At 22.8% G+C, this 16,801-nt stretch carries 18 protein-coding genes and 1 tRNA gene; 9 read left to right on the top strand and 10 right to left on the bottom strand.

Features of this window, described 5'->3' with window-relative positions:
- Nucleotides 1-18 precede the first annotated feature (18 nt).
- Genes thrC through thrA form a run of 3 tightly spaced genes read right to left on the bottom strand, consistent with a single transcriptional unit; the run spans nucleotide 19 to nucleotide 4,790 of the window.
- Nucleotides 19-1,341: a threonine synthase gene (thrC, locus tag H0H39_RS00645; RefSeq protein WP_185877478.1), complete on the bottom strand. Its 1,323-nt coding sequence runs from the start codon at nucleotides 1,339-1,341 to the stop codon at nucleotides 19-21.
- A 28-nt stretch (nucleotides 1,342-1,369) separates the two neighbouring features.
- Nucleotides 1,370-2,314, bottom strand: a complete 945-nt coding sequence (locus H0H39_RS00640) for a homoserine kinase (protein ID WP_185877477.1) — start codon at nucleotides 2,312-2,314, stop codon at nucleotides 1,370-1,372.
- Nucleotides 2,315-2,342: 28 nt separating this feature from the next.
- Nucleotides 2,343-4,790: a bifunctional aspartate kinase/homoserine dehydrogenase I gene (gene thrA, locus H0H39_RS00635; RefSeq protein WP_185877476.1), complete on the bottom strand. Its 2,448-nt coding sequence runs from the start codon at nucleotides 4,788-4,790 to the stop codon at nucleotides 2,343-2,345.
- Nucleotides 4,791-5,028: 238 nt separating this feature from the next.
- Here thrA and H0H39_RS00630 point away from each other — a divergent pair, with 238 nt between their 5' ends.
- Both H0H39_RS00630 and ureC read left to right on the top strand, forming a co-directional pair.
- Nucleotides 5,029-5,652, top strand: a complete 624-nt coding sequence (locus H0H39_RS00630; protein WP_185877475.1) for an urease subunit gamma — start codon at nucleotides 5,029-5,031, stop codon at nucleotides 5,650-5,652.
- A gap of 1 nt (nucleotide 5,653) precedes the next feature.
- Nucleotides 5,654-7,366 carry an urease subunit alpha gene (gene ureC, locus H0H39_RS00625; RefSeq protein ID WP_185877474.1) on the top strand — a complete coding sequence of 571 codons (1,713 nt, stop codon included), beginning with the start codon at nucleotides 5,654-5,656 and terminating at the stop codon, nucleotides 7,364-7,366.
- 31 nt (nucleotides 7,367-7,397) lie between these two features.
- Here ureC and H0H39_RS00620 read toward each other — a convergent pair.
- Both H0H39_RS00620 and H0H39_RS00615 read right to left on the bottom strand, forming a co-directional pair.
- Nucleotides 7,398-7,481, bottom strand: a tRNA-Leu gene (locus H0H39_RS00620).
- A gap of 15 nt (nucleotides 7,482-7,496) precedes the next feature.
- Nucleotides 7,497-7,811, bottom strand: a complete 315-nt coding sequence (locus H0H39_RS00615; protein ID WP_317167099.1) for a deaminase — start codon at nucleotides 7,809-7,811, stop codon at nucleotides 7,497-7,499.
- Nucleotides 7,812-7,947: 136 nt separating this feature from the next.
- Here H0H39_RS00615 and H0H39_RS00610 point away from each other — a divergent pair, with 136 nt between their 5' ends.
- The gene (locus tag H0H39_RS00610; protein ID WP_185877473.1) at nucleotides 7,948-8,730 is read left to right on the top strand and encodes a TrmH family RNA methyltransferase; all 783 of its coding nucleotides are present in this window, start codon (nucleotides 7,948-7,950) and stop codon (nucleotides 8,728-8,730) included.
- On the opposite strand, the gene H0H39_RS00605 is transcribed toward H0H39_RS00610, so the two are convergent.
- Both H0H39_RS00605 and H0H39_RS00600 read right to left on the bottom strand, forming a co-directional pair.
- Nucleotides 8,705-9,211 carry a ribonuclease HI gene (locus H0H39_RS00605; protein WP_185877472.1) on the bottom strand — a complete coding sequence of 169 codons (507 nt, stop codon included), beginning with the start codon at nucleotides 9,209-9,211 and terminating at the stop codon, nucleotides 8,705-8,707. The genes H0H39_RS00610 and H0H39_RS00605 overlap by 26 nt on opposite strands.
- A 27-nt stretch (nucleotides 9,212-9,238) precedes the next feature.
- The gene (locus H0H39_RS00600; RefSeq protein WP_185877471.1) at nucleotides 9,239-10,000 is read right to left on the bottom strand and encodes a lysophospholipid acyltransferase family protein; all 762 of its coding nucleotides are present in this window, start codon (nucleotides 9,998-10,000) and stop codon (nucleotides 9,239-9,241) included.
- A 139-nt stretch (nucleotides 10,001-10,139) separates the two neighbouring features.
- Between H0H39_RS00600 and fbp the strand changes: the two genes are divergently transcribed.
- The 3 genes from fbp to H0H39_RS02975 are packed head-to-tail and all read left to right on the top strand — an operon-like array spanning nucleotide 10,140 to nucleotide 11,522.
- A complete protein-coding gene (gene fbp / locus H0H39_RS00595) occupies nucleotides 10,140-11,135 on the top strand; it encodes a class 1 fructose-bisphosphatase (RefSeq protein ID WP_185877470.1) in 996 nt (331 codons plus the stop codon).
- Complete coding sequence (locus H0H39_RS00590) at nucleotides 11,128-11,343, top strand: hypothetical protein (protein WP_185877469.1); 216 nt, start codon at nucleotides 11,128-11,130, stop codon at nucleotides 11,341-11,343. The genes fbp and H0H39_RS00590 overlap by 8 nt, the downstream gene beginning before the upstream one ends.
- Nucleotides 11,304-11,522, top strand: coding sequence for a hypothetical protein (locus tag H0H39_RS02975; RefSeq protein WP_185877619.1), 219 nt, complete (start codon nucleotides 11,304-11,306; stop codon nucleotides 11,520-11,522). Before H0H39_RS00590 ends, H0H39_RS02975 begins: the two co-directional genes overlap by 40 nt.
- On the opposite strand, the gene H0H39_RS00580 is transcribed toward H0H39_RS02975, so the two are convergent.
- Together H0H39_RS00580 and pyrE are read right to left on the bottom strand one after the other, a co-directional pair.
- The gene (locus H0H39_RS00580) at nucleotides 11,514-12,083 is read right to left on the bottom strand and encodes a MarC family protein (protein WP_185877468.1); all 570 of its coding nucleotides are present in this window, start codon (nucleotides 12,081-12,083) and stop codon (nucleotides 11,514-11,516) included. The two genes, H0H39_RS02975 and H0H39_RS00580, sit on opposite strands and share 9 nt — an antisense overlap.
- Nucleotides 12,084-12,177: 94 nt before the next feature.
- The gene (pyrE, locus tag H0H39_RS00575; RefSeq protein WP_185877467.1) at nucleotides 12,178-13,548 is read right to left on the bottom strand and encodes an orotate phosphoribosyltransferase; all 1,371 of its coding nucleotides are present in this window, start codon (nucleotides 13,546-13,548) and stop codon (nucleotides 12,178-12,180) included.
- A gap of 49 nt (nucleotides 13,549-13,597) precedes the next feature.
- On the opposite strand from pyrE, the gene H0H39_RS00570 reads away from it, so the two are divergent.
- Nucleotides 13,598-14,551: a dihydroorotate oxidase gene (locus H0H39_RS00570; RefSeq protein ID WP_185877466.1), complete on the top strand. Its 954-nt coding sequence runs from the start codon at nucleotides 13,598-13,600 to the stop codon at nucleotides 14,549-14,551.
- On the opposite strand, the gene proS is transcribed toward H0H39_RS00570, so the two are convergent.
- The gene (gene proS / locus H0H39_RS00565) at nucleotides 14,538-15,998 is read right to left on the bottom strand and encodes a proline--tRNA ligase (protein WP_185877465.1); all 1,461 of its coding nucleotides are present in this window, start codon (nucleotides 15,996-15,998) and stop codon (nucleotides 14,538-14,540) included. The two genes, H0H39_RS00570 and proS, sit on opposite strands and share 14 nt — an antisense overlap.
- A 78-nt stretch (nucleotides 15,999-16,076) precedes the next feature.
- Between proS and rpmF the strand changes: the two genes are divergently transcribed.
- The gene (gene rpmF, locus H0H39_RS00560; protein ID WP_185877464.1) at nucleotides 16,077-16,268 is read left to right on the top strand and encodes a 50S ribosomal protein L32; all 192 of its coding nucleotides are present in this window, start codon (nucleotides 16,077-16,079) and stop codon (nucleotides 16,266-16,268) included.
- A 33-nt stretch (nucleotides 16,269-16,301) separates the two neighbouring features.
- Nucleotides 16,302-16,775 (top strand): acetyl-CoA carboxylase biotin carboxyl carrier protein, encoded by a 474-nt coding sequence (accB, locus tag H0H39_RS00555; RefSeq protein ID WP_185877463.1) that lies wholly within the window; start codon nucleotides 16,302-16,304, stop codon nucleotides 16,773-16,775.
- Nucleotides 16,776-16,801: the final 26 nt, after the last annotated feature.

Below are 16,801 nucleotides of genomic sequence, written 5' to 3'. Positions count from 1 at the left end.
ATTTAAAATAAATTAATATTATTTATTTTCTAATAACCAACTTTTAAATTGATCAAAATTATTTTTTATAGATATTTTTTTTATTTTTCTATTATTTAACATTTCCATAATATTTTTATTTTTAGAAATATTTTTACGAATACTACATGGCATATTTTCTAAAAATTTAAAAGGATGAGCTGTTTCTAAAAAAATATAAATACAAGAAGATTTTAATTTTTTATTTGAATGTCGTGAAATACCTAAATATCCAATAGCCCCATGTGGATCCATAATATATTTATAATTGTTGTAAACATCTATTATAGTAGATAAAGTTTCACTATCTGTAAATGAATAAGAATATAATTTTTTCTTTATTTGTATAAAATTTTTTTTATATAAAAAATTCCATATTCTTGGAAAATTACTAGGATTAGAAATATCCATTGCATTTGATATTGTTTTTTTTGTAACCATAGGGTCATACTTATTAGTAGATAAAAATCTAGGTATAGTATCATTAATATTAGTAGAAGCAATAAAAAATTTTATTGGTAATCCCATTTTTTCTGCCATCATACCTGCACAAATATTTCCAAAATTTCCACTAGGAACTGAAAAAACTAATTCAGAAATATCTTTAATTTTTTTAATTATATTTTTATAAGATATAAAATAATAAAACATTTGTGGCAACAATCTTGCTATATTAATAGAATTAGCAGATGTTAAAATATATTTTTTTTTTATTTCTTTATCTAAGAAAGATTTTTTTACTATATATTGACAATTATCAAAATTACCATCTATTTCTAAAGATAATATATTATGTCCTAAAGAAGATATTTGTTTTTCTTGTAATGAACTTATACCATTACGTGGATATAAAATAATAACTTCAATTCCTTTTTTTTTATAAAAAGCTTTAGCGACAGCACCTCCAGTATCTCCAGATGTAGCTACTAATACTGTAATTTTTTTTCCTATTTTATTAGATATAAAATTTAAATATTCTGCCATGAATTTTGCTCCAACATCCTTAAATGCTAAGGTAGGTCCATGAAATAATTCTAATGTATAAATATTATCATGAATTTTTTTTATTGGAAAAGGAAATTTTAAAGTATTATCAATAATATTGAAAATACAATTATCTGTGATATCTTTTCCTAGATAAGGTTTTATTACTGATAATGCTATTAAATTATCATCTCTATCAAAAAATTTTTTATTAGATAGAATATTTAATTTTGGTATATATTGAGGAATATATAATGATCCATCTGGAGATATTCCATTTAATACAGCATTTTCAAATGATACCAAATTTTTACTATTATTTATACTATGATATAACATAAAAAATTTTATTATTTAAAAAAAATCATTATATTTTTTTCCATTTTAATCCTTTTTGATTTATAGGAGAAGTATAAGTATTATATCCAACTTTTAATGTTGAATATATATCATTCATTACTTTTGTAACTTTCTTTGCTATTTTATTTCCTTTACTTAACATAAAAACGGAAGGTCCTGATCCAGAAATACCACCTCCTAATGCTCCTATTTCTTTACATTTAACTTTTAATTCATAAAAAGATGGAATTAATGTTGATCTTATAGGCTCTACAATTACATCTTCTAAAGACCTGCTAATCAATGAATAATTTTCTTGATATAGTCCAGCAACTAATGCTCCAATATTTCCCCATTGTTGAATAGCATCTTTCATTAAAATATTTTTTTTCAAAATTTTTCTAGCATCTGAGGTTTTAATTTCTATTTCTGGATGTATTATACTAACCCATAATTCATTAGGAGAATGTAATTTAGTAATATCTAAAGGATCATAACTTCTTATTAAAGTTAATCCACCCATAATTGCAGGAGCTACATTATCAGCGTGAGCTGATCCACTAGCTACCCTTTCTCCTTCCATTGCAAAACGAATTAATTGAATAGTATTAAAAGGATTTCCTAATAAAATATTAGCTCCAAAAACAACACCAGCAGAACTAGCAGCACTTGATCCAATACCACTTCCTGGATAAATATTTTTAATCAATTCCATTTCAAATCCTATATTATTTTTTAATTTATTTAATTTTTCATATTTATTTAACAATAATTGTAATGCTGCAAATGCAGAATTTTTTTTAGGATCTTTAGGTAAAGATGGCCCATATATCTTATTGATTCGTATTCCAGGATTATTAGATTTATATAAATAAATTTCATCTTTTGGATAATCCAAAGCTAATCCAATTATATCAAATCCACATACTAAATTAGCTACTGTAGCTGGTGCAAATATTTTTATTGCATTCATAATAATTTATAAAAATCCTTATTTTGTTTTACTTAGTTGCTTTAATAATATCTGAAAAAACTCCAGACGCAGTTACTTCAGCTCCAGCTCCTGCTCCTTTTATAATAAGAGGTTGTTCTGAATAACGATATGTATTATACAAAACCATATTATCTTTTCCTTCTAATTGAAAAAATGGATGATATTGATCAATATGTTCTAATCCTACTGTAGCCCCTCCATTTTCATAACGTGCAATAAAACGTAATCTTTTGTTATTTTTTTCTGCTTCGTATCTTATTCTGAAAAAATAATTATTGTATTTATATAAATTTTTATAAAAATCTTCTATAGAAATAGAATTACAACAATCTTTAGGTAAAAAAGATTTTTGATAAATATCATTTAATTCTAATGGAGATCCGCATTCTCTTGCCAAAATAAGTATTTTTCTCATAACATCTAATCCACTTAAATCAATTCTAGGATCTGGTTCAGTAAATCCTTTTGAATGAGCTTCTTTTACTATTTCTAAAAAAGATTTTTTCCCTATAAAATTATTAAATATAAAATTTAAACTTCCTGATAAAACTGCCTCAATTTTATTTATTTTATCTCCACTATTAATAAGATCATTTAATGTACTAATTACAGGTAAACTAGCTCCAACATTAGTTTCAAATAAAAATGGAGCTTTAAAATGTCTAGATAATATTTTAAGTTTTTTATAATGATTATAACTTGATGAACATGCTATTTTATTACAAGTAATAACTCCGATTCCATTCTTAAGAAATTTATCATAAATCATTGCCATTTCTTCACTAGCTGTATTATCTACAAATAAACTATTTCTCAAATTAAAATTACACACTTCTTTCATAAAAGAATAACCATTCATTTTATTTCCATTTTCATTAAGATATTTATCCCAATAAAATAAATCAATACCATGATAATCAAAATACATCTTTTTACTATTAGCAATTCCTATAACTCTAACTTGTAGTTTTAATTCTTCTAACAAGTAATTTTGTTGTTGATCTACTTGTTCTAATAATTTACTACCTACTTTACCTACTCCACAAATAAAAAGATTAATTTGTTTGGGAGGGCTTTCAAAAAAAGCTTCATGTAAAGTATTTAATGCTTTTTTAAAATCTTTTTTACGAATAACTGCTGATATATTTTTTTCTGTAGAACCTTGTGCAATAGCTCTAACATTTATACTATTTCTTCCCAAAGAAGAAAACATTTTTCCACTAGTACCATGAAGATTTTTCATATTATCTCCTACAACTGCTATAATACACAAATTTTTTTCTATTATTATAGGATCTACACGTTTTTGTTGTATTTCTCTAAAAAATTCTTTATCAATTGCTTTTTTTGATTTATTTACATCTATATCATGTACTCCAGTAGTTATTGAATGTTCTGAAGAACTTTGAGTTATAAATATTACATTAATTTTTTCTCTTGATAAAGCTTCGAATAATCTTTTAGAATAACCAGGTATTCCTATCATTCCACTCCCTTCTAAAGTCAGTAAAGACATGTTTTTAATTCCAGAAATTCCAGTAACAGGTTGACTAATACTAATATTTTTGCTTATATAAATAAGAGTACCTGAATCTAATGGGGAAAAAGTATTTTTAATTTGTATAGGAATATGTTTTTTCATAGCAGGTTGAATTGTAGGAGGATAAATAACCTTAGCTCCAAAATGAGATAATTCCATAGCTTCTTCATAAGAAATTTCCTTAATTGGAAAAGCTTGATTAACTATTTTAGGATTAGCAGTCATCATACCACTAACATCTGTCCATATCTCAAGTAAATTTGCAGATATAGCTGCTGCTAAAATAGATGCAGTATAATCAGATCCACCTCTTCCAAGAGTAGTAGTTTCATTATTTTTTGTAGAACCTATAAATCCAGGAAATACTATATATTCTGATTTCTTTTCTCTAAAAAATTTATTAATTCTATAATTACTAATTACAAAATCTACTTGAGCACATCCAAACTTAGAATTAGTAATAATCAAATCTCTACTATCTTTACATATAGCATCCAATCCATATTGTTTTAATTTTTCAGAAATTAAAAAAGAAGAACTTAATTCTCCAAAACTCATTATTTTATCTAAAGAACGTTTTGATAGTTCTTCTACTTGATAAATTCCATCACATAAACTTTCTAATTCATTAATATTTTTTTTTATCCAACTAATTAAATGACTTTGATAAGTAATTGGAAATAATTCTTTAATAATATTAATATGACGTGCTTCTATTTTTTCTACTATATCTTTATAATAATTTTTTTTTTCAGAAGCAAAATACCCACATTGTATTAATTGGTCTGTTATATTACTCAAAGCAGACACAACAATGACATATTTTCCTTTAGGTTTTTTTTTTAATAAAGAACAAATACGTTTAATAGAATCAGAATGAGCAACAGAACTTCCTCCAAATTTTAAAACTTGCATTTTTTAATTATTTTCTACAATTTTTCCTGTAGTTGTTTCAACAATAACAAAAATAATGATAATTTATAGTAGAGACGTTTTTTTTAGTTATAATCTCAATTTTTAGTATATTTTAATTAGTATATTTTAAGTATATAAAAATTTTTATAGTATAAATAAATTATTTATAATATTTATAACTTTAGTATATGTTTTTAATACTATTAGAATATAATAATTAAAAATTTAAAATAAATATATGCACTTAACTTCTTATGAAAAGGAAAAAATACTTCTGTATATGGCAGGAGAATTGGCTAAGAGCAGACTAAAAAGAGGATTAAAATTAAATTATCCAGAATCTTTGGCTTTAATAACTCATTATATTATGGAGGGAGCTAGAGATGGAAAAAAAGTTAAAGATCTTATGCATGAAGCTGGAAATATACTAAATGATGAACAAGTTATGGATGGAGTATATGAGTTATTAAACAGTATACAGGTAGAAGCAACATTTCCTGATGGAACAAAATTGGTAACTATACATAATCCTATTAAAAAAAAAATTAAAAAAAAATCGAATATAATTCCAGGACAATATAATTTGTTGAATAAAGAAATTATATTATTACCTAATAGAAATCGTATAAAAAGAGTAGTTACTAATATAGGTAGTAGACCTATTCAAATAGGATCTCATTTTCATTTTTATGAAGTAAATTTATCTCTTATTTTTGATAGAAAAGGAACAAAAGGGTATCGTTTAGATATTATGTCTGGTAGATCTACTAGATTTGAACCTGGAGAAACTAGAGAAATTATTCTTGTAGAAATAGGAGGAATGAAAAAAATTCGTGGATTTTCAGGAAAAAAAAATACTTAATATGAAAGTAAATAGAAAAGATTACGCTAACATGTATGGGCCCACAAAAGGAGATAAAATACGTTTAGGAGATACTTCTTTGTGGATTGAAATAGAAAAAGATTATACTACTTATGGAGACGAATGTGTTTTTGGAGGAGGAAAGGTTATTAGGGATGGAATGGGACAACATCCTACTGCAACAAATAAAGATGGAATATTAGATTTGGTATTAACTAATGCAATAATAATAGATTATTGGGGGATTGTAAAAGCAGATATTGGAATAAAAAATGGAATTATTGTAGGTATAGGAAAATCAGGTAATCCATATTTTATGGATGGAGTTAAATCTAATATGTATATAGGAACAGGAACTGAAGTTATTTCATCAGAAAATTTAATTGTTACCGCTGGAAGTGTAGATAGTCATGTTCATTATATATGTCCACAATTATTTAACGTTGCATTAGAAAGTGGAACAACTACTATTATTGGGGGGGGATCTGGTCCAGCTACAGGAAGTATAGCAACAAATTGTACTTCAGGCGTTTGGAACATACAAAAAATGTTAAAAAATATGGATCATATTCCTATCAATTTTATTATTCTTGCTAATGGAAATAGTTCTAATCATAAATCTTTAATAGAACAAGTTGAAGCAGGAGCTGGAGGTTTAAAAATTCATGAAGATTGGGGAAGTACTCCTAGTGTTATTAATAAATGTTTAGAGGTTTCTGAAAAATTAGATATACAAGTTAATATCCATACAGATTCATTGAATGAATCTGGTTATATAGAAGATACAATAAAATTGTTTGAAAATAGAACAATACATACTTATCATACAGAAGGAGCTGGAGGTGGACATGCTCCTGATTTATTAAAAGTTATATCTAAAACTAATGTTTTGCCTTCTTCTACAAGTCCTACTATGCCTTATACTCATAATACCATAGACGAACATTTAGATATGTTAATGATTTGTCATCATTTAGATTCTAATTTACCAGAAGACATATCTTTTGCTAAATCTAGAATAAGATCTGAAACAATTAGTGCAGAAGGAGTTTTACATGATATGGGGGCTATTAGCATGGTTAGTTCAGATTCTCAAGCAATGGGAAGAATAGGTGAAGTAGTTAGAAGAACATGGCAAACTGCTGATAAAATGAAAAATCAGATAGGATCAATAACAAGTAATAATGATGATATTAACAATGATAATTTTAGAGTAAAACGATATATTTCCAAGTATACAATAAATCCATCTATTACTCATGGTATATCCAATTATGTAGGATCTATTAATACGGGGAAAATGGCTGATTTAGTTTTATGGAAACCATCATTTTTTGGAGTAAAACCTGAATTAGTTATAAAAGGAGGAATGATTGTTTATGCTTGTGTAGGAGATCCTAATGCAACTATTCCTAGTCCTCAACCATTTATGTATAGAAAAATGTTTGGTTATTTTGACCCAAAATTAAGTAGTATATTCGTTTCTTCTCATACAATTAATAATAATGATTTTTTTAATAAAGAAGAAATAAAAAAACAAATAAAAACTATAAAAGGATGTCGTAATTTATCTAAAAAAGATATGATATTGAATGGAGAAACTCCTAATATAGAAATAGATCCTAAAACATATTCTGTTTATATTAACGGAAATAAAGTTGAATCTAAACCATCTAAAGTATTACCACTTTCTCAAAGATATTTTTTATTTTGATTTAAAAAAATAAAAAATTGTATATTTTTTGTACCCAAGGCGGGAATCGAACCCGCATGATAATAAAATCGTTGGAGTTTGAATCCAATGCGTATACCTATTTCGCCACTTGGGTTTTTGTTTATATTTTTTATTTTAAAAAAATTTGATTTACTATTATTTTTAATTTTTTTAATAAATCTAATCCATTATTATTTTTTATATGTAAAAATACAACTCTTTTAATTTTGGAAAGGTATATTAATTTACTACATTCTTTACATGGAGAATGTGTGACATATATAGTAGTATATGGTGAATTTTTACTATATATATTTATTGATGAATATGTTAACCTTAATATTGCATTTGCTTCTGCATGTAATACATACCATTTTGTATTTCCATAATAATCTTCACATTCATGTTCATATTTAATTGGATTTTTATTATATCCAAAAGAAATAATATTACTATTGTTAACTATTATTGCTCCTACTTTTTTTTTTTACAAAAAGAAAGTTTTGATTTTTCTATAGCTAACTTTATATATTTTAAATCATTTTTTCTGTTTATTTCTAATCTCATAATTCAAATATAATATGAAAATATTACATAATATTCTACACACAGATATAAAGTTAAAAAGATTGAAAAAAAAAAAAAAATTTTTAGTAGAAGGTATAAGAGAATTTAAAATGGCTATAAAAGGTAATTTTATTCCAATACAAATATTTATTTGTAATAAGATATTTACACAATTTTATTTAATAAAAAATTATAGATCTATTGTAAATATTATTAATATAAAAAAATTTCGTAGATTAGCTTATAGAGATAATTCAGATGGAATTATTGTAATATTTGAGGAAAAACCTTTTAATAGATTAGAAAATTATAATATAAAAAAAGATTATAATAATTATTTAGTTTTAATTTTAGATGGAATAGAAAAACCTGGTAATTTAGGTGCAATATTAAGAATTGCAGAATCAGCTAAATTTGATATTGTAATATTATGTAATATAAAAACTTATATTTTTAATCCTAATGTAATTAGATGTAGTTTAGGATCTGTATTTACAAATAATATTATAATAGAAAAAATTGAATATGTTTTATATTGGATGAAAAAAAATAAATTTCAAATTATTGTATCAGGATTTAAAAATAATTCTAATAATTTATATGATGTAAATTTTCCTATTTCTAATATTTCTATTGTATTTGGATCAGAAAATAAAGGTGTATCTAATATATGGATGAAAAAAGCCTTTAAAATTATAAAAATACCTATGTTTGGAAATATAGATTCTTTAAATGTAAATAGTGCAATGTCTATAATTACATACGAAATTATTAGACAAAAATTTTTTTCTCATTAAAAATTTTTTTTCTACAAGTTTTTTCATATATGTAATCAACTTTTAATTTTTTTTTTTTAGATGCTTTAACAGACAATTGATCACAATAATTATTTATATAATTATCATCGTGTGATTTTACCCAATGTATTATCATTGAATTTGATAAAAATAATTTTAAAAATTCTTTCCATAAATCTACATTTTTTTTATTAAGAAAGTTATTATTATTCCACTTGTAAATCCATTTTTCTTCTACAGCATTAACAATATATTTAGAATCAGTAAATACTGTAACATTATATTTTGTATTTATTTTTTTTAATCCTGTTATTACAGCAAGTAATTCCATTCTATTATTAGTTGTATAACGATATCCTTCATAAAAAATTTTTCTATAATAAAGATTTTTAAAAAATGTTTCAATAAAAATACCATAACCTCCTGGTCCAGGATTACCTTTTGAAGATCCATCTGTATAAATGTGAATTTTTTTATTCATAAAAAAAATATCATTTTTTAAATTTTTTCATTTATTTACATTTTTATTATTAAATATTTTTAATTGATATTTGATTATATCAAAACACTTTTTTTTTAAATTATTTTTATCTTTTAATGAAAGATTTTTTGTAGATATTGAATGATGTTGTTTAACTCTTATTTTACCAGGACATCCTTTAATAACAAAAAAATTTGGAAATTTTTTTTTTATATCTGCTATAGTAAATGGTATTATTGATATTTTATTTATTATAGCAATAAAAAAAGCTCCATCCTTGAATGGATTTAACAATGTTGAAGAATTAGAAACTCTTCCTTCTGGAAAAATACATATACTTTTTCCAGAATCTATTTTATTTTGTATTTTTTTAAGTACTTTAATACAACTAGATAAATTATTTCTATCTATAAGAATATTAGTTTTTTTGTATACAAAACCAAAAAAAGGTAGTTTAGCTAATTCTGATTTTCCTACAAAAACTAATGGATGATTTCTCATTATAGAAAAAATTAACATTATGTCTATAATAGAAGTATGATTACTAATAATTATATATTGTTTATTATTATCTAATATTTCTTTATCTTTTTCTATAACATACCAAAATCCCATTAAAAATAAATTACTTCTAGCCCACATTTGATAAAACCAATATACAATATGATAATTTTTTTCTCTAAAAAGAAAAGGAATAGAAACTCCTGCCCACAAAGGAACTAAAAATAGATTAATAAAAAAGAACCAAGTTCTCCACAAAAATATTAATGGTACTTGTATATATTTCATTAAAAAAAAATTAAAAAGTAATATATATAAAAGGAATGATATAAATAAAATTTATAACAATAAAAAGTTGATTATTAATGTTTTTTTAATAAAAAAATTAGATATTTATATTGTTTAAAAAAAAAATTTTTTAAGTCCATTGTATACATTAGGAGAATTTATTATAGAAAATAGGGATAATTTTCCTTATTCTACAGAATCATTACTAAGATTATTTAGTTCTATAAAATTAGCAGCTAAATCAGTTCATAAAGAAATAAATAAAGTAGGATTAACTAAAAATATAGGTAGTTCAGGAAAAATGAATATTCAGGGTGAAAATCAACAAAAATTAGATTTTTTTGCTCACAAAACATTTATAGAATCTTTTAAACATAGAAACGTTGTTTGTGGAATAGCATCTGAAGAAAGCAAAGATATTATAATAATAAATAAAAAAAAAAATACATTAAATGATCAATATATTGTTTTAATAGATCCACTTGATGGATCATCTAATATTGATGTAAATGTTCCTATTGGAACTATTTTTTCTGTATTTAAAAAAAATTATTCATGTGAAAAAAAAGTAACAATAAATGATTTTTTACAAAAAGGAATTAAGCAAATCCTTGCAGGATACATTATATATGGATCTTCAACAATATTAGTTTATAGTGTAGGGAATGGTGTTCATGGATTTACTTTAGATCCTTCATTTGGAACTTTTTATTTATCTCATCCTTATATATCTTTTCCAAAAAAAGGAAATATTTATTCTATTAATAATGGAAATTATGAAAAATTTTCTAATGGAATTAAGAAATTTATAGAATTTTGTCAAAAAAAAGATAAAAACAATTTATATACATCAAGATATATAGGATCTTTAGTTAGTGATTTTCATAGAAATATGATTCATGGTGGAATATATATTTATCCTAAAACAGAATTATCTCCTAATGGAAAATTAAGATTGTTATATGAATGTAATCCTATTGCATTTTTAACAGAACAGGCTGGAGGAAAAGCTTCTAATGGATATGAAAGAATATTAGATATAAAACCTTGTAAATTACATCAAAGAATTCCATTTATTTGTGGACCAAAAAATATGGTATTTAAACTAGAAAAATTCATAAAAGAATATGAATAAATTTTGTAAAAAAAACAATATAACAAAAATAAAATTTAAAAAAATTTTTATTTATGGAAAACGTTTATATAAAAAACCTATACTTGCCATTTTTTATATAGAAAAAATCTTTTCTCATAATGAACATTTTACGGTTAACTTAATAGGAGTTTTAGTAAAAAAAAAAGAATTAAAAAATCTGTACATAGAAACAAAATTAGAAGATTAATTAAATCTTCTTTTTTAAATAAAAAATCAATATTGGAACAATATATACATAGAAATGTTATATTATATATAATATTTGATTATAAATCGTCTAAATTTCATGTATCATATATAGATATAGTATCATCTATTAATAAAATATTTATTGACATAATAAAAAATATTAATTTATTAAACTAATTTTCCAGCATTAGCACCAAATATTTTTACGGCAAAAGCTAATAAAACAATTCCAAATATTTTTTTAAGTACATCTAATCCATTATTTCCAATTTTTTCAGCAATAAAATCACATTTATCAATAACAAAATAAACAACTATCATATTTAATAATAATGATAAAATAATTATTGTTAAATCATAAGTAGTTCTTAATGAAATTAATGTAGTTAAAGATCCAGGACCTGCAATAAGGGGAAATGCTATTGGAACTATAGATGTTTGTGAATTTTCTGATACTTTATGAAAATCAACTCCTAAAATCATTTCTAATCCTATTAAAAATAATACTATTGATCCTGCAACAGAAAAAGAATGAACATCAACACCTATAATTTTTAACATAGGTTGTCCTAAAAATAAAAAAGAAATAAATATAATTAGAGAAGTAATTATCACTTTATTAGTATCTATAATGTTTCCTTTTGATTTAAATCCCATGATTATAGGAGCATTTCCTAATATATCAATTATGCTGAATAATATCATAAAACAGCTTATTAAAGAATTAATCCATTTCATAAAATAATAATTGTTAAAAATAAAATAGCTACAAATTAAATAAATTTTTATAATCATCATTATTATAAATGATTAATTAATAATTTATATAATTTTATTTTTCAATTTCATCTTCATAAGCTTTCCACGCTATACTTCTATATTTTTCTGCCATTTTTTCTGGACTATCAGATTGATAAATAGATCTTCCAACTATAATAAAATCGCATCCATTTTCTTTGAATGCTTTATTAGGATGTATATAATTTTTAGATTTTAAAAAATTAATTCCTGGTGTAAATAATAATAATCTATCATCTATTTTTCTTTTAGCTACTGTTCCAATTACTTTTGTATTTTTTAATGAAATATTTATAGATTTTCTAATGTAATTATTATCTATTAATTGTTCATATGAAGACATTTCTGATATAGTAATTAATCCTATATTATCAGGTATTTTTAGATTATTAATACTAGAACGTCCTGCAATTAAATGAACCGTAATTATATCTGCCCAAGATGTAATTTTATGTAATCCATAATGGATCTGAAGAAAATTAGTTGAATTAATATCACACAATTTTTTATCTTCAAGTAATAAAAAATTTTTTTCTTTAGATATTTTTTTAATAGAATCGATAAATGAAAAAGAAAAATCATTTATAATATCTGCATGTAATTTAATTCCACATATTTTATCTCCAGTTGATTGTACTAAATTCAATATTTTTTTTGATTGAATTAAATCTGCAGATATAATAAGGTTAGTTTTTTTTTTCAATGTTATATCTATGAGTTTTTTTCCTATAGGATGAAATATTTTTTCTTTTTTTTTTTCATATGAGATTCGTTTGTAAAAAATCCTATTTTCTTTTTTTTTTAAAAAAAAGTGAATCATTTGTATATTTTTTTTATTTAAAATATTTTTTTTGTCTAAAATTTTCAATATTTCTTGCACATAAAATAATGATTGTATTTTATATCCTTTTTTTTTTATATTATTTGTGCCTCCTTGTTCTCTATCAAAAACTGATATTATATTTTTTATAATTAAACCTTCTTTTTCTAAATCTTCTATGGTTTTCAATAAACTATCTCCACTTGTAATTACATCTTCTATAAGAAGACAATTTTGTCCTTTTTTATAAATTCCTTCTATAATTTTTTTTGTTCCATATCCTTTATTTTCTTTTCTTTTAATAATTAACGGAATGTTAGTTTTTAAAGAAAGTGCTGTAGCTATAGGTAATGCAGCATATGGAACTCCACAAATTAATTCGAAATCAGAAGATGGAACTGATTCTAATAATAATTTTGAAAGTTTTATTAATAATTTAGGCCTAGATGCTATTGGTCTAAAATCTATATATATAGGAGATTTTATTCCACTTTTTAATGTAAAATTTCCAAATTTTATAATTCCTAAATCATATATATTTAGAAAAAATTGTTTTTTCTTTTTTAAAAGAATAGATTGTTTCATATTAATATTTTTTATAATTGAATATGATAATTTAATATGATAATTAAATATGAAAAAAATAGATTTATCTACTAATATAAATGGAATAAAACTTTCTTTATGTATTATGAACGCTTCAGGTGCGTTGTGTTGTACATATAAAGATCTTTATAATTTATTAAATAGTTCTTCTGGAGCTATTGTAACTAAAAGTTGTACAAAAAATCCAAGAATAGGAAATCTTAGTCCAAGATATATTGAATGGAATATAGGAAGTATTAATTCAATGGGATTACCAAATTTAGGAATTGATTTTTATTTAGATTTTTTTAGAAAAAAAAAAAATAATAAACCTGTTTTTTTGTCTATATCAGGTCTTTCTATAAAGGAAAATTATTTTCTTATTAAAAAAGCTAGTTCATCTTCTAATATTGATGCTTTGGAAATAAATTTATCTTGTCCAAACATTATTGAAAATAATGAAATATTGGGATATAATTTTAATTATGTATCAAAATTTTTAGAAAACATATTTAAATTTAATAATGATAAACCTATAGGATTAAAATTACCTCCTTATTTTAATAATATTCATATAGAAATTATGTCTTCTATTATAAGTAAATTTCCTATTTCTTTTATAACTTGTATTAATAGTTTACCTTATGGGTTAGTTATAGATTCTTATAAAGAATCTACAGTTATTTTTCCTAATAATGGAATTGGAGGTATAGGAGGTAAAATAATAAAACCATTTGCATTATCTAATATTTTTAATTTTTATTCTATTCTTAAAAATAAAGTATCAATAATAGGATGTGGAGGTATTACTTCTGGAAAAGATATTTTTGATCATATATTATGTGGAGCTACTGCTGTTCAAATTGGTACAGAATTTGTAAACAAAGGAGTTGTTATATTTGATAAATTGAAAAAAGAGTTTACAAAATTTTTACTAAAAAAAGGATATTCATCCTTAGATGAATTTAGAGGTAATTTAAAACAAATTTCTAGTAAGCTTTAGAAAAAACGACTCTTTGTGGAGAATATTTTCCTGAATAAATACATTTACCATCTTCTTTTTCATAACAGGAAGGAATAAATCGTATAGTAGCTTCTGTTTCTTCTTGAATTTTTCTACTTGTATTTCTAGTTCCATCCCAATGAGCTAAAATAAAACCACCTGTTTTATTTAAATGATTTTTAAAATCACTAAAATTATCTATTTTTATAATAGATTTTTCAGTTCTATACAATGCTATTTTATAAATATTATTTTGTACTTTATCAAGTAATTTTTTAATATAATTTTTTAAATCATTTATATGTACATAATGTTTTGTACAAGTATCTCTCCTAAAAATTTCTAGTTTTTCATTTTTTATTTCATTTATTCCAATATTTATTCGTATTGGAATTCCTTTTATTTCATATTCATTAAATTTCCATCCAGGAGTAAATATTTTTCTATTATCATAGAATGCTCTTATTTTATTTTTTTTTAGTAATTTTAAAATTTTTTCAGCTGTTTCATTAATTATATAATTTTTTTTATTACAAAATATAGGAACGATAACAACTTGTATTGGAGCTATTTTAGGAGGAAGTATTAATCCTTTATCATCTGAATGAGACATAATTAATCCACCTATTAGTCTTGTAGATACACCCCATGAAGTAGACCAAACATATTCTTTTTTTCCATTAAAATTAGTGAACATAACATTAAATGATTTTGAAAAATTTTGTCCTAAAAAATGAGTTGTTCCAATTTGTAATGCTTTTCCATCTTGCATAACTGCTTCTATACAATATGTTTTTTCTGATCCATGAAATTTATCCATATATGGTTTTATTCCTTGTAATACAGGAATAGCCATAAATTCTTTAGAAAAAGAAGTATAAATATCTAATATTTTTTTTGTTTCTATTATAGCTTCTTCCTTAGAAGAATGTGCTGTATGACCTTCTTGCCATAAAAATTCATTAGTTCTTAAAAATAACCTTGTTCGCATTTCCCATCTTACAGCATTTCCCCATTGATTCAAAAGTAATGGTAAATCTTTATAAGATTGTATCCATTTTTTGTATGTTTTCCATATAATACTTTCAGAAGTAGGCCTTATTATTAATTCTTCTTGTAATTTATGTTTAGGATCAACGATTAATTTTTTGTTATCTTTTATCATCTTAGAATGAGTAACAACAGCACATCCATCAGAAAAGAATTCAACGTGATTTTCTTCTTTTGAAAGAATAGATTTAGGAATAAGAATAGGAAAATAAACATTTTGATGTCCTGTTTCTTTTAACATTTTATCTAATTCATATTTTATATTTTCCCAAACTGAATAACCATATGGTTTTATAATCATAAAACCACGTGTTCCAGAAAATTCTGCTAACCCAGATTTATAAATTATTTCATTATACCATTTAGAATAATTTTCTTTTCTTTTATTAATTATCATATAAAGTTAATGTGATAATTTTTTTTTAAATAAAAAAAATATTAATTAATTTCTAAATTTAATTATAAAAATAAATATATGGCACATCCTAAAAGAAAAAAATCTAAATCTAAAAGAAATAATAGAAGAAGTCAAATTAAATTAAAAACACCATTATTTTGTAAATGCTTAGTAACTAATCAAGTACATTTATATCATCATGCTTATTGGGTTGAAAACAAACTATATTATAAAGGTAAAGTTGTCTACAAAAAGAAAAATGATGAATAATAATAATATTTGAATTTATGTAATAAAATACTTATGGATATAAATACTATAAAGTCACTTATTAAATTAATATCAAAATCTAATGTAGCAGAAATAAAAATTAAAATGAATGATATAAAAATATATATAAAAAATAATTGCTGTAATAATAAAGTAAATAATAATTATAATGATTATTTATCTTATGAAAAAAATTCTTATTCAAAATGTAATATGTCTGAATATTTTTCTAGTAACGATAAGAAAAAAAAAAATGATAAATATGTTACAATAAAATCTCCTATGATAGGAATTTTTTATAGAAAACCTCATCCAAATAAAGATCCTTTTGTTAAAGTAGGAGACATAATTAAAGTAGGAATGAAAGTATGTGTTATAGAAGCTATGAAACTATTTAATGATATAGAAGCTGAAGTTAATGGTAAATTAGTTAAAATTCTTGTAGAAGATGCTACTCCTGTTGATTATGATCAACCGTTATTTATATTAGAATCTTATAAAAAATAAGATATAGTAGTTTACACAACAAAATA

The organism is Blattabacterium cuenoti, from assembly GCF_014252315.1.
Taxonomy (GTDB): Bacteria; Bacteroidota; Bacteroidia; order Flavobacteriales; family Blattabacteriaceae; genus Blattabacterium; species Blattabacterium cuenoti_AI.
The sequence above is the reverse complement of the archived record's forward strand: the minus strand, read 5'-3'. Positions and strand labels throughout refer to the sequence as shown.

What these genes read in the sequence shown, in the direction of transcription:
- thrC (WP_185877478.1), bottom strand. Translation starts at nt 1,341, where the DNA reads ATGTTATATCATAGTATAAATAATAGTAAAAATTTGGTATCATTTGAA.
- H0H39_RS00640 (WP_185877477.1), bottom strand. Translation starts at nt 2,314, where the DNA reads ATGAATGCAATAAAAATATTTGCACCAGCTACAGTAGCTAATTTAGTA.
- thrA (WP_185877476.1), bottom strand. Translation starts at nt 4,790, where the DNA reads ATGCAAGTTTTAAAATTTGGAGGAAGTTCTGTTGCTCATTCTGATTCT.
- H0H39_RS00630 (WP_185877475.1), top strand. Translation starts at nt 5,029, where the DNA reads ATGCACTTAACTTCTTATGAAAAGGAAAAAATACTTCTGTATATGGCA.
- ureC (WP_185877474.1), top strand. Translation starts at nt 5,654, where the DNA reads ATGAAAGTAAATAGAAAAGATTACGCTAACATGTATGGGCCCACAAAA.
- H0H39_RS00610 (WP_185877473.1), top strand. Translation starts at nt 7,948, where the DNA reads ATGAAAATATTACATAATATTCTACACACAGATATAAAGTTAAAAAGA.
- H0H39_RS00605 (WP_185877472.1), bottom strand. Translation starts at nt 9,211, where the DNA reads ATGAATAAAAAAATTCACATTTATACAGATGGATCTTCAAAAGGTAAT.
- H0H39_RS00600 (WP_185877471.1), bottom strand. Translation starts at nt 10,000, where the DNA reads ATGAAATATATACAAGTACCATTAATATTTTTGTGGAGAACTTGGTTC.
- H0H39_RS00590 (WP_185877469.1), top strand. Translation starts at nt 11,128, where the DNA reads ATGAATAAATTTTGTAAAAAAAACAATATAACAAAAATAAAATTTAAA.
- H0H39_RS00580 (WP_185877468.1), bottom strand. Translation starts at nt 12,083, where the DNA reads ATGAAATGGATTAATTCTTTAATAAGCTGTTTTATGATATTATTCAGC.
- pyrE (WP_185877467.1), bottom strand. Translation starts at nt 13,548, where the DNA reads ATGAAACAATCTATTCTTTTAAAAAAGAAAAAACAATTTTTTCTAAAT.
- H0H39_RS00570 (WP_185877466.1), top strand. Translation starts at nt 13,598, where the DNA reads ATGAAAAAAATAGATTTATCTACTAATATAAATGGAATAAAACTTTCT.
- proS (WP_185877465.1), bottom strand. Translation starts at nt 15,998, where the DNA reads ATGATAATTAATAAAAGAAAAGAAAATTATTCTAAATGGTATAATGAA.
- rpmF (WP_185877464.1), top strand. Translation starts at nt 16,077, where the DNA reads ATGGCACATCCTAAAAGAAAAAAATCTAAATCTAAAAGAAATAATAGA.
- accB (WP_185877463.1), top strand. Translation starts at nt 16,302, where the DNA reads ATGGATATAAATACTATAAAGTCACTTATTAAATTAATATCAAAATCT.